The organism is Jatrophihabitans sp. sgz311053, assembly GCF_056135305.1.
This window is the reverse complement of the sequence record NZ_JBWAXP010000002.1, coordinates 279,173-294,833: the sequence shown is the minus strand read 5'-3', so window position 1 is coordinate 294,833 and position 15,661 is coordinate 279,173. Positions and strand designations below refer to the sequence as shown.

10 protein-coding genes and 1 pseudogene are annotated in these 15,661 nt (G+C 70.0%); 4 read left to right on the top strand and 7 right to left on the bottom strand.

Annotated elements, in window-relative coordinates:
* Positions 1-46: 46 nt before the first annotated feature.
* Positions 47-1,606 carry an amino acid permease gene (locus AC0NZQ_RS10370; RefSeq protein WP_474529737.1) on the top strand — a complete coding sequence of 520 codons (1,560 nt, stop codon included), beginning with the start codon at positions 47-49 and terminating at the stop codon, positions 1,604-1,606.
* Positions 1,607-1,609: 3 nt separating this feature from the next.
* On the opposite strand, the gene AC0NZQ_RS10365 is transcribed toward AC0NZQ_RS10370, so the two are convergent.
* The 7 genes and pseudogenes from AC0NZQ_RS10365 to AC0NZQ_RS10335 form a co-directional block, all read right to left on the bottom strand.
* Positions 1,610-2,434: a metallophosphoesterase gene (locus AC0NZQ_RS10365; protein WP_474529735.1), complete on the bottom strand. Its 825-nt coding sequence runs from the start codon at positions 2,432-2,434 to the stop codon at positions 1,610-1,612.
* Between the two features lie 35 nt (positions 2,435-2,469).
* Entirely contained in the window at positions 2,470-3,306 is an 837-nt protein-coding gene (locus tag AC0NZQ_RS10360) for an SDR family NAD(P)-dependent oxidoreductase (RefSeq protein ID WP_474529734.1), read from the bottom strand.
* A 221-nt stretch (positions 3,307-3,527) separates the two neighbouring features.
* Positions 3,528-5,468 (bottom strand): exodeoxyribonuclease V subunit alpha, encoded by a 1,941-nt coding sequence (gene recD / locus AC0NZQ_RS10355; RefSeq protein WP_474529733.1) that lies wholly within the window; start codon positions 5,466-5,468, stop codon positions 3,528-3,530.
* Complete coding sequence (locus tag AC0NZQ_RS10350; RefSeq protein WP_474529732.1) at positions 5,465-8,779, bottom strand: UvrD-helicase domain-containing protein; 3,315 nt, start codon at positions 8,777-8,779, stop codon at positions 5,465-5,467. Before AC0NZQ_RS10350 ends, recD begins: the two co-directional genes overlap by 4 nt.
* Positions 8,776-12,066, bottom strand: coding sequence for an exodeoxyribonuclease V subunit gamma (recC, locus tag AC0NZQ_RS10345; RefSeq protein WP_474529731.1), 3,291 nt, complete (start codon positions 12,064-12,066; stop codon positions 8,776-8,778). The genes AC0NZQ_RS10350 and recC overlap by 4 nt, the downstream gene beginning before the upstream one ends.
* Positions 12,067-12,155: 89 nt before the next feature.
* Positions 12,156-13,055 carry a hypothetical protein gene (locus AC0NZQ_RS10340; protein WP_474529730.1) on the bottom strand — a complete coding sequence of 300 codons (900 nt, stop codon included), beginning with the start codon at positions 13,053-13,055 and terminating at the stop codon, positions 12,156-12,158.
* Positions 13,052-13,474, bottom strand: a pseudogene (locus AC0NZQ_RS10335) (DUF6318 family protein); the annotation flags it as partial. The pseudogene AC0NZQ_RS10335 and the gene AC0NZQ_RS10340, both read right to left, overlap by 4 nt.
* A 43-nt stretch (positions 13,475-13,517) precedes the next feature.
* Between AC0NZQ_RS10335 and AC0NZQ_RS10330 the strand changes: the two are divergent.
* The 3 genes from AC0NZQ_RS10330 to AC0NZQ_RS10320 all read left to right on the top strand — a co-directional run bounded on the left by AC0NZQ_RS10330 (position 13,518) and on the right by AC0NZQ_RS10320 (position 15,641).
* Entirely contained in the window at positions 13,518-13,685 is a 168-nt protein-coding gene (locus AC0NZQ_RS10330) for a hypothetical protein (protein ID WP_474531449.1), read from the top strand.
* A gap of 814 nt (positions 13,686-14,499) precedes the next feature.
* Entirely contained in the window at positions 14,500-15,387 is an 888-nt protein-coding gene (locus AC0NZQ_RS10325; protein ID WP_474529729.1) for an EndoU domain-containing protein, read from the top strand.
* The gene (locus tag AC0NZQ_RS10320; protein ID WP_474529728.1) at positions 15,384-15,641 is read left to right on the top strand and encodes a hypothetical protein; all 258 of its coding nucleotides are present in this window, start codon (positions 15,384-15,386) and stop codon (positions 15,639-15,641) included. The genes AC0NZQ_RS10325 and AC0NZQ_RS10320 overlap by 4 nt, the downstream gene beginning before the upstream one ends.
* Positions 15,642-15,661 lie beyond the last annotated feature (20 nt).

The window sequence follows — 15,661 nt, the reverse complement described above, 5'->3', positions numbered from 1 at the left end:
CGTTTCACGTGTGATTCGCAGCTCGTTCCCGGGAAGTCCCTACCCCATGACTCAAACCGAGGCGCGGAGTTCCCTGGACGACGAGCAGGTCGGCTACAAGCAGTCGCTCGGACGCCGGCAGGTGCAGATGATCGCCATCGGCGGCGCTATCGGTACAGGCTTGTTCCTGGGGTCGGCGTCCAAACTCGCCGCGACCGGCCCCGCCCTGGTGATCAGCTACGCGATCGTCGGCGTGATCGCCTACCTGCTGATGCGCGCCCTGGGCGAACTGGTCCTGCACCGTGCCACCTCCGGCGCCTTCGTCTCCTACATGCGCGAGTTCTTCGGCGAACGGGGCGCCTACGTTACGGGCTGGATGTACTGGCTCAACTGGGCCCTCACCGGCATCACCGAACTGTCGGCGGTGGCGCTCTACGTCCAGTCCAAGTACGAGGACGTGCCCCGCGCGGTCACCGTCCTCATCGCGCTGACCGTCGTTCTGATCATCAACCTGCTCTCGGCCAAAGCCTTCGGCGAGTTCGAGTTCTGGGCCTCGATCGTTAAGGTCGCGGCCATCGTCGTCTTCCTCGTCGTCGGCCTCGTCTACGTCATCGGCGGGATCCACCTCGGCACGCACAAGGCGGGCTTCGACAACCTCTGGAACAACACCGGCGGCTTCTGGCCGTCCGACGGCGGGTTCACCTGGTACGGGCCGCTGCTGGTGATGTCCAGCGTGATCTTCGCCTTCGCCGCCATCGAGATGGTGGGCGTCGCCGCGGGCGAGATGAAGGACTCCCGCACCGAGGTGCCCAAGGCCGTCAAGGCCGTCGTCTTCCGTATCGGTGTCTTCTACGTCGGCTCGATCCTGCTGCTGGTGAGCATGCTGCCGACCAAGGACTACGCGCCGAAGAACCCAGACGACCCCGCCAGCAGCCCGTTCGTCAAGGTGTTCAACGAGATGGGCCTCGGCTGGGTCGGCGACGTCATCCTCGCCGTGCTGATCGTCGCGGCGCTGTCGTCGCTCAACTCCGGTCTCTACTCGACCGGGCGCGTCCTGCGCAGCTTGGGCGTCTCCAAGCAGGCGCCGCAGTTCACGCTCAAGATGAGCAGTCACGGCGTGCCGTGGGCCGGAATCGTCATGACGTCGGTCGTCTACGTCTTCGGCGCCGTGCTCAATGCCATCGACCCGGACGCCTTCACCACCGCACTCGAGGCATCGTCCATCTGCGTGGCGTTCACGTGGGCGACGATCTTCGCCTGCCAACTGCGGCTGCGCCGGCTGGTGAACCGCGGGGTGATCGAGAAGAGCCCGTTCCAGATGCCCGGTTCGCCGATCACCAGTTACATCGGCCTGGCGTTCCTGGCGTACGTGATCATCGCGCTGGCGATCTCGGGTTGGCAGTCGGCGCCCGGCTTCTGGGACAAGACCGACTTCCTCATCGTCATCCTCGGCATCCCGATCATCGCGGTGCTGCTCGCCATCGGGTGGCTCGTCGTGCGCAAGAACGTGATCGCCAACACCGGTGGCCATCTCGAGGCGGCGTGGAACGACGACGGACCCACCGCCCGGAACCAGGGTGGCGGCACCCCGGCGACGGACAAGAAGTCGATCGAGGAGAACGCCTGACCGTCACTCGGCGATCTCGGCATCGTCGAGGACGAACGAACGCCACGGCCGATGCGGCTTCTTCCCGTGCCCGGGGTCGACGCCCACGATGCGGCCGCCGGGCAGCGTGACGGTCTCGTGCGCGGCCTGCTCGTCGACGGTGAGGAGCTCGGCGATCTCGGCGTCGCAGCGCAGCTGTCGCCGGCGCCAGTCCACGATCATGGAGTGGCCGTGGACCTGGCTGAACGGCAGCTCGACACCCAGCCAGCTCGGCACCAGCTCCGTCGCCGCGGCGGCCCACACCGGCCCCGCGGTCGCGTCCGGCTTGCCACCGCCGAGCATCTGGCCGGCGGCGAAGACGACCCCGTCATGGAGCCCGGCGAAGGAGTTGAGCGCCCGCACCGCGAGCCGAGCGTCGGTGGGGCGGTCCAGCGCGCGCTCCCAGAAGCCGGCGGTAATGCCGGCGTGGGTGACGACGAGGTCCTCGGGCCGCTCGCCGTTCACATGAACCGCGACGGCCGGGGTCATGACCCGGGCCTGCCACCAGTCGCTGAGCAGCTCGGCGGAGTCGTCGCTCAGGTGCTCGGGCCATTCGAAGGCCGGTTCGTGCAGGTACTGCGCCTCGTGGTTGCCGACGAGCTGGCGCCACTGTCCGGGCTGGGTCCGCAGGTAGTGGTCGACGAGCGCCACGACGCCCTCGCTGTCGGGGCCGCGGTGCACCAGATCGCCGACCTGCACCACGGTGAGGTCGTCGGGCAGGCGACCGCCGTCGGCACCCAGCCGCGCGAGCTCGCCGGCGAGCTCGGCCAGGTGGCCGCCGAGGTCACCGATGACCGCGACCCGTCCCATGCCCCGAGCCTCGCACATCCCGGACGCCAGCCGGGTCAGGCGATGGTGAGACCGCCGTCGACGACCAGCGTCTGGCCAGTGACGTAGCCACCGGCCGGGCTGGCGAGGAAGAGCAGCGCCGCGGTGAGTTCGACGGGATCGCCGGTGCGGCCGGCAGCGACGCGCCGCATCATGGCGTCCAGATAGCCGGGGTCGTACTGCTCGGTCATCTCGGAAGCAAAGAAGCCCGGCGCGATGGCGTTGACGCGGATGCCCTTGCGCCCGGTCCACTGCTGGGCGAGATCACGGGTCAACCCGATCAGCCCGGCCTTGCTGGCGGCGTAGGCTGCCTGCGGCAGCCCGGCGGTGGTGAGGCCGAGGACGCTGCTGATGTTAATGATGCTGCTGCCGGCCGCCATCACCCGTCCACATGCCTGCGCCATCCAGTAGCAGCCGTTGAGGTTGACGTCGATGACGCTGCGGAACTGCTCCGGCGTCTCCTTCGTCGCCGGGACGGCGGTCCCGATGCCGGCGTTGTTGACGAGGACGTCGACCCGGCCGAACTCGGCCATCGCGGCGTCGACGCTGGCCCGGCAGGCCTCCGGGTCGGCGACATCGGTGGCCACCGCGAGGGCGCGGCGACCCAGCGACTCGACCATCGCCCGGGTCTCGGCGAGCCGCTCGGCGCGGCGGGCGGTGAGGACCACGTCTGCCCCGGCCTGCGCCAGCCCGCGCGCGAACGCCACCCCGAGGCCGGACGAGGCCCCGGTGACGAGCGCGACGCGCCCGTCCAGGCGGAACAGCTCGAGCACGGTCGAGGCGTCGCCCGGCGCGAGGTCGGTCGAGGCAGAGTCGGACGGCGCGGAGTCAGTCGGCGCGGAGTCAGTCGGCATCCGGCGACCCTAACGGTGGAGGTCTTCACTCCCCGCAGCTCGCCTCACCCGAGCGACTCACCGACCCAAGCGAATCACCGACCCACTCACCCACGTAACTCACCCGCGCAGCCGACGCACCCACCTACCGCGACTCACCCACACGACTTATCTACGCAACCGACGCACCCACCTACCGAGACTCACCCACACGACTCATCTACGCGACCCACCCACCCGACTCACCCACCCACAGGGACGAGCGGCGCGGCGAGGCGGTCCCGCAGGCCGGTGGCGCGGGCGATGGGGCGCTCGACGCAGGCGGTGATCGACTCCGCCGAACCGACGATCCGGACTTCACGGACCGCGCGGGTCACCGCCGTGTAAAGGGTCTGTCGCGTCGCCAGCGGTGAGGCCGGCAGCGGCAGCACCACGGTGACGACGTCGAACTGGCTGCCCTGCGCCTTGTGCACCGTCATGGCATGGACCGGACGCACATCACCGAGCCGCACCAGCGGGATCCGTCGGGGCGCGCTCTGTCCCCGGAACGCGGCGACGAGGCCGTCGTCGTCGCCACCGCCGGCCGCGGCGACGACCACGCCTGTGTCGCCGTTGTAGAGATCGATCTCGTAGTCGTTCGCGGTCACCAGCAGCGGACGTCCGGCGTAGTGCCCATCGGGCCGGCGGGCGTGGTCCAGCGCCGGGGCGAACCAGCGCTGCGCGAGGTCACTCCAGTGGTCGACGCCGCGTGGCCCCGCTCGGTGCGCGCAGAGCAGTCGGTGGGTGTCGAGCGCGTCCAGGGCGGCACGATCGTCACCGGCTCGGGCGGCGCTGGCCATGGCCCGCTCGTGACTCACCACCTGATCCCGGACCGCGGCGAGCACCTCGGCCGGCGCCGGCTCGTCGTCGGCGAGCTCGTGCCAGTGCACGCCCTCTGGCGCCGACCGGAGGAAGTCCAGGGTCGCTGTGGCGTCACCGCTGCGCACTCGCCGCGCCAGCTCGACACGGGCACCTGCCGTCCGCCGCACGGTGGTGAGCATGGCGACCGACGAGCGCAGCTCCGCGCCTTGCCCGGCCGGTCGGAGCGTCACGGGGACGCCGTCGGTGGCGGCCGCCAGCGTGGTGCGGAACGAGGCGGTCACCGGACCGACGTCGTCCGGATCGACGAGGTCACCCAGGACCGCACCTGCCTCGACCGAGGCCAGCTGGTCGGGATCTCCGACGAGTACCAGCCGGGTCTGCGGCGACAGAGCTTCCACCAGCCGCGCCATCATCGTCAGCGGCACCATGGAACTCTCGTCGACGATCACCACGTCGAAGGGCAGGTGGTGCTCCCGGTCGTGCTTGAACCGGCTGGAGGTACCGGCCTTGCGGCCGAGCAACCGGTGCAGTGTGCGGGCGCTGACCTCGTGCAAGCGGGCCCGGTCGGTCTCGGTCAACTCGCCGCGGGCGAGGCGGACCGCGTCTTCCAGTCGCGCGGCGGCCTTGCCGGTCGGGGCGGCGAGAGCGATGCGCAGGTCGGCGCCGAGCAGCCGATGCAGCACGGCGATGAGCTGCGCCAGCGTGGTGGTCTTGCCCGTTCCCGGACCGCCGGCGATCACGCTGACCCGAGACAGCGCCGCGATCGCGACCGCCCGCCGCTGATCGGCCACCTCCGCCGAGGTGAAGAGGCTGTCGAGTTCCCGCCGCAGGCTGGTGGGGTCGATGTCGTCCGGCCGGTTGCCGCTGCGCCGCAGCAGGTCGTTGGCCACCTGCACCTCTTGGCGCCAGTACCGGTCCAGCCACAGCCGGGACCCGACCTGGCGCAGCGGCGGACCGCCGGCGCTGCCCGCGATGGCGCCGGTGATCAGTGGGCTGACCCGGCACGCCTCGACCCAGGCCGCCGGCTGCGGCCAGGGCAGCGGCAGGCTCTCCGTCTCCGCCACAGCGGGGACGGCGGAGTCGGCCATCGGATCGTCGGCCTCGGCGGTGATGGTCTCGGCTGCGTCGGCGAGGTCCAGCACGACCGATCCCTGCCGCGTCCCGCGGACCGTGAGCGCCACCGCCAGCAGCACGCGTTCGTCCCGCTCGCCGGTCAACGCCCCGAGACGCTGCGCGACGTGGACGTCGGCCGGGGCGAGCACGCCGGCGGCGTCGAAGTCCGCGAGCAGGCCGCTGGCCCGGCTGGTCAGGAGCTGTCTCATGCCGGCACCCCGGTTGCGAGGGCGTCGGAGGTCGCGATGACCAGCTCCGAGGTCGGGCGCCAGGCGAAGACGCCGGGAACGCTGCCGTCGTCGGCGGTCACGCCGGGTCCGCACATGCCACGCAGGAAGAGGTAGAGGGTGCCGCCGAGGTGCAGGTCGGGTTCGTAGTCCGGCAACCGCCATCGCAGGAAGCGGTGCAGGGCAACCGCGTAGAGCAGCGCCTGCAGCGGATAGTGCGCATGCAGCATCGCCTCGGCCATGGCTTCGGTGCGGTAGTCCCAGGCAGTCAGCGGTGTGGCGATGTCGCCGAGGCGGTTGGTCTTGTAGTCCACGACCACGAAGCGCTCGGGCCGGTCCGGTTCGCGGATGCGCAGCACCGCGTCGATGCTGCCGTTCAGGTACCCGCGCAGGATCCCGCTCCCCACCACGGGGTCGGCGAGCAGCGCGGGATAGCCGGCGAGCGGGTCGTCCGCGGCGAGGTGGTCGCGCAGGATGCTGGCGAGATCGCGCAGTAGGCGCGTCCCGCGGGGCATGTCACCGCCGCAGAGCGGCAGCTCGAACTCCAGCTCGCTGAGCCGATCGGCCGGGGCGATGTCGGCGAGGCTGCGGCCGGCGGCGAGGGGGCCCAGCGGCGTTCGCAACGAGGGCAGCAGGGCCTCGGTGAGGGTGTCGGCGTCCAGCTCGTCGCCACCGGCTCGACCGAGCTGGACCGCCACGTGTTCCCGGACCTCCGCGGCCAGGTCGGGGGCAGTGGTGTCGGCATCTTCGAGGACGGCGTGGACGAGGGTGCCGAAGCCGGTACCGCCGGGCAGGTCGGCCATGGGCGAAGGGATGTCACGGAGCCGGTCCGGTTCGGCCGGCGGCGCGAGCGGAGTCTCGGGTTCGTCGTCCTTCTCCGCCACGTCGGGCTCGCTGGCGACGGCGAGGTCGTGGGCGTCGCGAGTCAGGGCGCTGTAGGACGTCCGCCGCCAGGCGGCGTCGACGTCCCGACGCAGCTGTGCGGCGCTGAGTTCGGTGCGGGTGACGGGCGCACCGACCCAGCGACCGGGCTCGGTGGGCGTCACCAGCACGACCTCGAGCCGGCCGGGTGCAGCGCGGGAGGTCAGCGTCGCGGCGGACCGGTCCCGGGGCAGGACCAGTGCGCGTTCCTTGATGCCGCTCGCGGGGTCGTCGGCGAAGAGCAGCCGGTGCAGCGGCGCGCCGGGGGAGGTCTTCTTGCTCGGCGCCCACCAGGCGATCACCTGCGAACGCGCGCGGGTCATGGCCACGTAGAGCAGTCGCAGCTGTTCGCCGAGGGTCTCCGAGAGCGCCTGCTGCGCGCTGTCGAGAAAGCCCGGACTGGCCGGTCCGCCGACGTCACGGATGCGCCGGCCGGTGTTGTCGTGCAGCAGCGGGACCTCGTCGCGTCTGGGCTCGTCCCCGACCCGCTGCCAGCGGTCCCATTCGAAGGGGACGAGCACGACGGGGAACTCCAGCCCCTTGCTGGACCAGACGGTCACCAGCTGGACCGCGGCAGCGTCGGAGTCCAGCCGCCGGCTGCGTTCGGCGGTGGTGTCGCGATGCGACTCCCGCACCCGGCGTCGCAGCCAGTCGAGCAGTGCGGCGAGACCGAGCTGACCGGAGGACGCTGCCGTGTGCAGCGCCTCGCCGACGTGTCGGATGTCGGTGAGGCGCCGTTCGCCGTCGACCTCGGCCAGCAGCCGGGACGGCAGCCGCTCGTCCCGGCTGATCGTCTCCAGCAGGGCGGCGATGCCCCGTTCCTCGTAGGTCCGCAGCCATCGCCGCAGCCGGACGCCCAGCGCGTCCAGGTCGCCGGTCTCGAGCCGGGCGGCGTTCCAGCCGACGAATGGTGTCAACGCCAACCGGCGCAGTCGGGTCGTGCGCTGCGGCTGCTCCAGCGCGTCGAGCAGCACGATCCAGTCCGTCCCCGCCTCGGTCTTGAAGACGCTGGAGGTGGTCCGCCGCACCGAGGGCACTCCGACCGCGAGCAGCGCATCGTGGACCAGGTCCAGCTGCCGGTTGGTGTCGACGACGATCGCGATGTCGCCCGGCTCGACGCGCCGCGGTGGGGCCCCGTCGGCCGGCACGATCGTGTCGTCGCTGTCGAGCAGCGAGACGACGCGGCCGGCGACGTCCCGCAGCACGGCGTCTCGCAACTCCCCGACGTAGGCAGGGTCGCTGTGGATGGCGCGTATCTCGACGGGTGCGTGGTCTCCGGTGAGGGTGCGCCCGTCCCTGCCGGCCGCGACCGGGGTGACGACGATGCGTTCGTGTCCGAGGGCGGCACCGCGGAAGAGGGCGTCGAGTCCGGCGAGCAGGTCGGGGTCGCTGCGCCAGTTGTGGGCGAGGGTGGCGTAGTGGTCGGCGATCTCGGCGGCGGCGAGGTAGGCGTGGACGTCGGCGCCCCGGAAGGCGTAGATCGCTTGTTTCGGGTCGCCGATGAGGACGAGCGTCGTGTGGCCGCGGAAGGCCGCGCGCAGGATCTCCCACTGGACCGGGTCGGTGTCCTGGAACTCGTCCACCAGGACGACGCGGTACCGGGCCCGTAGCCGCTCGGCAGCCGTCGCGCCGCTGCCCTGAGCGCTCAGCGTCGCGTGCAACCGGGTGAGCAGATCGTCGTAGGTCTGCAGGTGCCGGTCCCGCTTGCGCCGCTCGACCTCGTCGCGGACCTTGGCCGCGAAGCGGTAGCGGACGTCGGCCTCGGTATCGGGCGGCGCGTCGGCCGGGACCAGGCGCGCCTGGCTGTCGCGGACCACCTCGTGGGCGACGGTGATCGCCTCGTCGACGGTGAGCGGCGGGACACCCGCGGTGGGGCGTGCCCACATCCGCAGGTACAGGTCCTGGACGACCTCTACGGTGAGGTCGTCGAGGTTCTCGACGAAGGTGGCGTTCTCGTCGACATCGGCGGCGGTTCCCAGCCCGGCGAGGACGCGGCCACAGAACTCGTGCGTCGTGGCCACGGTCGCCGAGTCGAAGGATCCCAGCGCCGCCACCAGGCGACGGTGCCGGGCCGGGACGTCGGTCGCGACGAGATGGGAGATCAGCGGGTCAGCCGACTGCGCGGCCCGCCGGACATCGGCGAGGGCGTCGCGAGCCTCGACGAGGCGGGCGCGCACCCGGTCGCGCAGTTCGAGGGTGGCGAAGCGGCCGAAGGTGACGACGAGCATCTCGTCCAACCGGGCGACGCCTTCGGCGACGTAACGCGTGACGAGACCGGCGATGGTGTAGGTCTTGCCGGTGCCGGCGCTGGCCTCCAGCACGGTGGTGCCGGTGGGCAACGGTCCGAGCAGGTCGAACTCCGCCGGGGTCATCGCTGCTCCGCCGAGAGCAGTGGACGCCAGACCCGCGATGCCAGTGCGGGGAAGCGCAGAGTCTCGTCCTTCATCGGATCGAGGGCGAGCAGCTGCTCCAGCGGCGCGGCCTCACCGAGGACGAGCACATGCGCCGCCTCGGCGTTCTCGCCGCTGTACTTGTCCCCGGACCATCTGCGCGACGCCCAGGATGTCGCCTGTTCCTCGGTGCGGTTCTTGTAGAGGGCCTCGGCGTAGGCGCAGGAGGACTTCACGGCCAGCGGCAGTGCCGCTCGCAGCCCGATGTCCCGCAGCGCCACCAGGTCGGCCAGGGTCCCCCGGGCCTCGAGCGGATCGATGCCGCGGAATCTGGACCGGCCCGCCTCCGTGCCGGAGCGACCCACTGAATGCGCCTCGACCTCGATGTCGTTGCGGTGAGCCACGAGAGCCAGATATCGGATCCAGGTCTGCAACCGCTGTTTCGCACCCAGCGAGGAGTAGGTGATGTCGAGCAGGTCGCGGCCGTGCACGCCGCCGATCGTGCCTTGCAGCGACCGACCGCCGCCCAGGTCGATCGCGACGTCCAGGGTCTGTGGCGGTGTCGCGCGGAGCTCGGCCGAGGCCGCCAACAGCGCCTCGACGGTGCGTCCGACCTTGGCCAGCACTCGCTCACCGAGCAGGCCCGGGGGCAGCTCACCGCGCCGGAGCTCCAGCTCGCGGCAGACCTCGACCGGGGTACCCGCAAGCCGCCGCCGCAGCAGCCGATCCCCCACCGCCCATTCCGGCAGGCCGGTGACGTCGAGCGGGAGCGCGTCCGCGGGGTCGTCGTCGTCCTGCCAGGTGCTGATGCGCAGCCGCTGCTCCAGGAATTTGCGCATCGGTGCGACAATGAAGGCGACGAGATCGTCCAGCGCGACCGGCTGGGTCTCGTCGTCCGGCGGCAGGACGCCGTCCAACAGACGCTCGGAACGGCGTCGCGGCGCCGCCGCGGCCCGGGCGCCGGCCAGACCCAGCGGATCGAACGAGAAGGGTTGTGCGGTGCCCAGGGCACCGGGAGCGAAATTGCGGGCGTCGAAGGTCTGCAGCGGATGACGCACGAGCACCCTGGTGCGGCCGGGACCGCCGTCCGGACCCACGGCAGTCTGGTCGACGGCGTCGAGCAGCTCCCCGAGCGGCACGCACGGCGGGACCTCGACACCGCTGCGAGGATCGGCGCCGGTGTAGGTGATCACGAGGTGTTCCTGCGCCGCGCAGATCGCGTCGAGGAACAGCTGCCGATCCTCACTGCGGACGTCCCGTTCGCCGGTCATCGGATGGCGGGCGAGGACGTCGTCGCCGTCGATGACGCCGGCGCGCGGGAAGGCGCCGTCGTCCATGCCCACGAGACAGACGACGCGGTGCGGCACCGAGCGCATGGGGACGAGGGTGCAGACGGTGAGCGTGCCGGTGCGGAAGCTCGCGCGAGTGGGTCGTCCGGTGAACCGGGCGGTGACGAGGGCGGCGAAGTCGGCCCGGGTCACCAGGAGGTCGGTGTCGCTCGCGGCCTCGGCGATCTCCTCGAGCTCGCCACGCAACTGGGCGCCCTGCCAGGACCGGGCAGGCTGGCCGAGGCCGAGGGTGGCCTCGGTGAGCAGGGTCGTCCAGTCGCTCACCGGATGTGGCTCGGCCATGGCGCGGACGAGGGCGGCGATGCGATCGACGAACTCTGCGAATCGCCCGATGAGGTCGATGGCGCCGCTGTCGACATCGTCGAGCGGCACCACGGACCCGATCCAGCTGTCGTCGTCCTCCATGGCGACGCCCAGGAGCATGCGATCGACTGCCGCGCGCCAGGTGCCCTGGTCGAGGTTGTCCAACCCGTACGGGCGCCGGTGCTCGGCATCGAGACCCCATCGCGCGTTGGCGGCGGTGATCCGGGCGCGCAGGTCGTCGATGTCGTCGTCGGTGAATCCGAAGCGGGCACGAACCGGAGGCGACTGGGCCAGGTCGAGCAGCTGCGAGCTGGTGATGCGGTGTCCACCGAGCTCGAGCAGGTGTCCGAGCAATCCCAGCATCGGGTTGGTCTGCTGCAGCGACCGGTCGGCGAGGCGGACGCGCAGCTGCGCTGCGGGGTGCCCGCCGGGCTCGTCCACCATGCCGAAGCTCGCGGCGACGAGCGGTGCGAAGTCCTCGACGTTGGGACACATGACGAGAATGTCGCGGGGTTCGAGCGTCGGATCGTCGCGGAGCAGGCCCAGGATGACCTCGCGGACGACCTCGACCTGCCGGGCGGGTCCGTGGCAGGCGTGGACGACGAGGCTGCGGTCGTCGTGCGCGACAGGCGTGGGGTGCAGCGGGGCGTCGTCGGCGGCGAGCTCTCGCTGCAGCCGGCCGAGCAGGTTGGTGGGACGTTCGGGGACCGGGTGGTGCACGTCGACGCCGCCGAGCGGACCAAGCGAGAGCTGCAGCTCCCGGATGTCACGGCTGAGCGAGCCCAGGAGCGGGTGGCGCACGTGGTGCGCAGTCCGATCGTGATCCCGAGGTCCCGGTCCACTGCCGTGGGCGGCGACGTTCCGCCAGAGCTCGGGGGACGGATGGTTCAGCCAGAGATGGGTCTCGCGGTCTGCAGCCAGCGCGTCGAGTGCGGCGACCCGGAGCGGGGAGAGGCGCGTGATCCCGAAGATCGACAACCGGTCGGGGAGGTCGACGCGTTCGGGGTGGTTGCGCAGCCGGGCGCACGCGTCATGAAGCAGCTCCGCCGGCGACGGACCGAGCGTCTCCCGTACCCGCCGCCACAACCGGGCCTGCCAGCCGAGGTCGGTGGGGAGCGCGCCGCCGACGCCGTCCTCCTCGCGCCCGTTCGACCAGGCGATGATCATGTCGGGACGGGAGCGGGCGTAGCGCTCGAAGAGTCGCGCGAGCTTGCTGGCAGTGAGGAAACGGCGGCTGCGACCGGCGGCGAGGTGACCTGCCAGGACGGCCGCCCAGCTCTCGCCGAGGACGCTGTCGATGGCGGCCATCAACGGCCACACCGCGCGGGACGAGGTCCAGCTACGGACCGAGTCTGCGTAGCCGTCGTCAGCTGCGGCGAGGGCGTCGTCGAGCAGCGCGTCGGACGACGGGAACCGGACGTTGGCGCAGACGCCGTCCCGATCGACGGCACCCAGCGTGTGACTCAGCTGCTGCGACAGCCATCGTTCGATGCCCCGACTCGGGACGGCGACGACCTCAGGCGTGAACGGATCGGCACCCGGCGCACGCAACACCTCGCCCAGCGCGGCGACCAGCGGGTCGGCGCGCTCGGAGCGGTGGATGTGCAGCCGGGTCACGGTCGTCAGCATAGGAACGGGGTCTGACGGTTTCGGGCCCGCTCGTCGAGCGGCCTATTCCGCCGTCCGCGCGGCGGCACGGCGAGGCGCTACGGCTGGTCGCCGGGGTTGGGGACGAGGACGCCACGGGCCTGCTTGACCGTCAGGTCCGCCCGACTGGTCGGACCGGTCACGGTGCCGGGAATGTCGACCGGCGCCCCGCCTGCGACGGTGAAGGAGGCGTGCCACGTCGCCGTGGCGCTGATCTGCACCGTGCCGGTGGTCCGGTAGGTGTGTCCGAAGTAGTGAGCGCACGTCTTCGAACGGCACGGATCGTGCTTCGCGTCGTAAGCCTTGCCCGCGGGGCCGGACGACTCCGAGGTGCCGTCACCGAAGGTCCAGGAGACGTGATCGAGGGTGAGACTCACCAGGACTCGCTGCCCCAGGATCGTGACGGGGGCAAGGTCGCGGTGCCGCGACGCGTCTGCCCACAACACCGTCTCGATGTTCACCAACGTCGTCCCGCGCGGCGCGATCCCCACTTTCGCCGTCGGGATCAGCCGGACGGCCGATTGCCGCACCATGGCCGCGGTGACCTTGGCTGGCCCGTTCGCCACACAGTCATTGCCGGAGTACCACCACGACCCGTCAGCCTGCTTCTCGACAGTCACCACTGGGTCGAGATCTTTCTTTGTGTCCTGCGATTCCTCGCGGCAGTTCGACGACTGCGCCGCGCAGGTCCGCTCGCTGATCGCCGGGTTGAGGTCGCCGAGACGGTAGAGCTGTGTTTGAGCATTGGTCCCGCACGTGACAGAAACTACGTCAGGAACCGACCGACGTGATCTTCCGGCATTGCTTTCGCTTACAGTGCGTCCGGCCCCCGAGCAGACAACAAAACCAGATGGGTTGCTAGAGCAACCGGGCAGCGCGGCGGCATCTTGGTGCCCCAGAAGAAGAGGAAAAGATAGACCCGCCAGCAGCGGGAAGCCCGATGCCAGGAGCCTTCTCATCCGCTCAACACTCTCTTGAAGTCGCGCACCCGCCATCCGCCAGGAGCCCAGACGAGCCAAGTTCGCCACCGAATGCCAGAGACCGCTGGTCCCGATCTGACGACCGTTCCATTCCGCGAGATGACCTTGGCCGCCCCAACATTGAAAGTCACATCGACCGCCACCGTTCCAGGATGAGTTCTATCATCCACCACTAAGTGAGTTCCCGTAAGAGTTACTCGCCCACCTTTGAAAACTTGCCCTTTCACCTTTACCTCTTCAATAGGCTTCAGGAAATTTTCAATACAGGAGTCGCACGACTCCAATGAAACCCGCTTCGCCAACGTTGTATCTGCGGTCGCGTAACTCCAGTCCAAGACAGACACCCAATATGATGCAAAGGTCGCAGCACCGGGTCGGGTATTCGTTCTTCCCGCATCCGGGAGCGCTGGGGGCTTCTCCCCCGGCCTGACATTCGGACCAGTGGTGGCGACAGCCGGGCTGGTCGGCGAGGAGGTTGGGGGCGAGGCGGAGCTCGACGGCCTAGCCGTGGACGATGACGCCGAGGTCATGGACGCAGGCAATGAGGAGGGCGTCGGACCGCCGCTCTCCGACGTGCACCCCGCCAGCAACCCCACCAGCAGCACATAAGCCGCAAATCGCCGCGTACGCATAGCCCCAGATTTTGGCACGACTGGCCAAGATCTGCGCCTGGTTGTCCACAGGCTCACGCGAGCGTGGGCGTTGCCGTCGCCCCAGCGCCGCTACTTCCGTCAGGGCCGGGGTCGCACAGCCTCCTCGACCTGGAGTTATCCACAGGTTGGTCTCGACCACGAGCGAGCAGCGGACATTTCGGCCTAGCCTCTCGGCCCATGACACGGCTGGAGGTCGAGCTCGAGGACTTCATCGACGCTGCGCGCACCATGCACTTCGACATCGGCGAGCCGGTCCGACATGCGACGACCGAGCTGGCCAGCGTCCTGTCCGGGTGCGGCGAGATGGCAGGCGACGACGAGGGCGGACGGCAATGGGCCGCGGCCTACGACACCGCAGCACGCGCATTGCTGACGGCGACCAGCCGGTTCGCCGCCGGCGCATTCGCCACAGCCAACTTGTTCGGGCGATCAGCGAGGAACTACGCCGAGGCCGAAGGCGCCTCTTCCGCTGCGCCGCACGCGCGGGATCACGCCTTCGTGACACGACTTCCGCCGCATGTCGATGTCACTCCGCCTCAGGACCCGCCATCGGCCGCGGGTGGCGGCGGAGACGAACCGTGGGGTTGGGCGCAGATCAAACATGTCATCAACGCCGTGTGGCCGAACGGTCAGCAGGACCGACTGCGGCAGGCCGCTCGCGCGTACCGCCACTGCGCATCAGTAATAGACCAGGCGGCAGAGCAGCCGACGATGGCCAGCATCCTTTTCGCCCGCGATCGGCTCCCTGAGTGTGACGACGTCATCGCCGTGTGCCGAGGCATGACCGAGCGCGGCCGAAGCCTGGCCGACACCCACCGCACTCTGGCGAATTCCGCGACAGCCTCGCCGACCACATCGACACCTGCCATTCCGAGGTCGAAGCCGAACTACGCCAGTTCGGTGTCGAGACCGCGACTCTGCAAGTCGCCGGCGGGGTGCTGTCAGCGGTCACCTTCGGTGTCGCCGAGATTCCGACCCAGATTACCCAGACTGCGCTGGTCGCCAGGATCGCTGCACGCGTCGGCGACCTGCTCGAGCGCTTCACGGCCGCCGTCCGGGCTGTCCACGCTGCGATCCCGGTTGCAACGGAACGGGTGCAGTCGATGCTGCAGGCGCTCAACAAGCTCGCGAGAGCACGGCTGGTTCCTGCTGACGTGACCGACGTGGATCGCTTGGGTCGGTTGATCAGCTCGGAGAACCGCACACAGCGCGCCCTTCAAATGGACGTCGGCGCGGCCGAGACTGGGTCAACCGCCCGGCTTGAGGCGCAGGCGGCGGGAGTCGCTCGCGACGTCAAGCGTGGCCGCGATCTCATCCAGCCCAAGGATCAGAGACACATCCTCCACGGAGATGACGGCGAGGGGGGCCACCTGTGGCGCGAGAACCACCCTGACGCCTCCAAGACCCTCTTCCCTAGGGATTGGGACGCAGACAAGGTGTTGGACAACGTCGCCGACATAGTCCGGTCGAAGGCCACGCAGTGGCGCATACAGTCGGGTGACGGTGGCCTGTACCAGGCGAACGGCAGCCCGGCCGTGTGGCGCGCCTGGGAGGTTCGGGATGGCGTTCGCATCAGGGTTGTGTGGCAGCCCGCAACTGGCAAGGTCATCACTGCATTTCCGGACAACGCTCTGCCGAAGGGGACAGTGCTTCCATGACAACGCGAGCATCGGCCAAGCCCATCGTCGAGTTCATCGAGTCTGTACGCCCGTTGCTGCCAGACGAGCGCTATGACGATCTGCAGGACTACGTCCGCGAGGGCGAGTGGAGCTTGGTTGTGGACCTGCTGATCGATGCCCTCTTCGAAGCAGATGATCAACTTTCCCGAGAGGAACGGCGAACGCTCCGCGGTTTCTTGCCCTTAGTAGGGGAACCAGCCGACAAGTACCCCTATCTGCTTGTCGACCGTTAGGTCCGAAGCGAAGCAAGAGA

Bases quoted from the DNA above. Each gene is read 5' to 3' on its own strand.
- AC0NZQ_RS10370 (WP_474529737.1), top strand. From the start codon at position 47: ATGACTCAAACCGAGGCGCGGAGTTCCCTGGACGACGAGCAGGTCGGC.
- AC0NZQ_RS10365 (WP_474529735.1), bottom strand. From the start codon at position 2,434: ATGGGACGGGTCGCGGTCATCGGTGACCTCGGCGGCCACCTGGCCGAG.
- AC0NZQ_RS10360 (WP_474529734.1), bottom strand. From the start codon at position 3,306: ATGCCGACTGACTCCGCGCCGACTGACTCCGCGCCGTCCGACTCTGCC.
- recD (WP_474529733.1), bottom strand. From the start codon at position 5,468: ATGAGACAGCTCCTGACCAGCCGGGCCAGCGGCCTGCTCGCGGACTTC.
- AC0NZQ_RS10350 (WP_474529732.1), bottom strand. From the start codon at position 8,779: ATGACCCCGGCGGAGTTCGACCTGCTCGGACCGTTGCCCACCGGCACC.
- AC0NZQ_RS10340 (WP_474529730.1), bottom strand. From the start codon at position 13,055: ATGAGAAGGCTCCTGGCATCGGGCTTCCCGCTGCTGGCGGGTCTATCT.
- AC0NZQ_RS10320 (WP_474529728.1), top strand. From the start codon at position 15,384: ATGACAACGCGAGCATCGGCCAAGCCCATCGTCGAGTTCATCGAGTCT.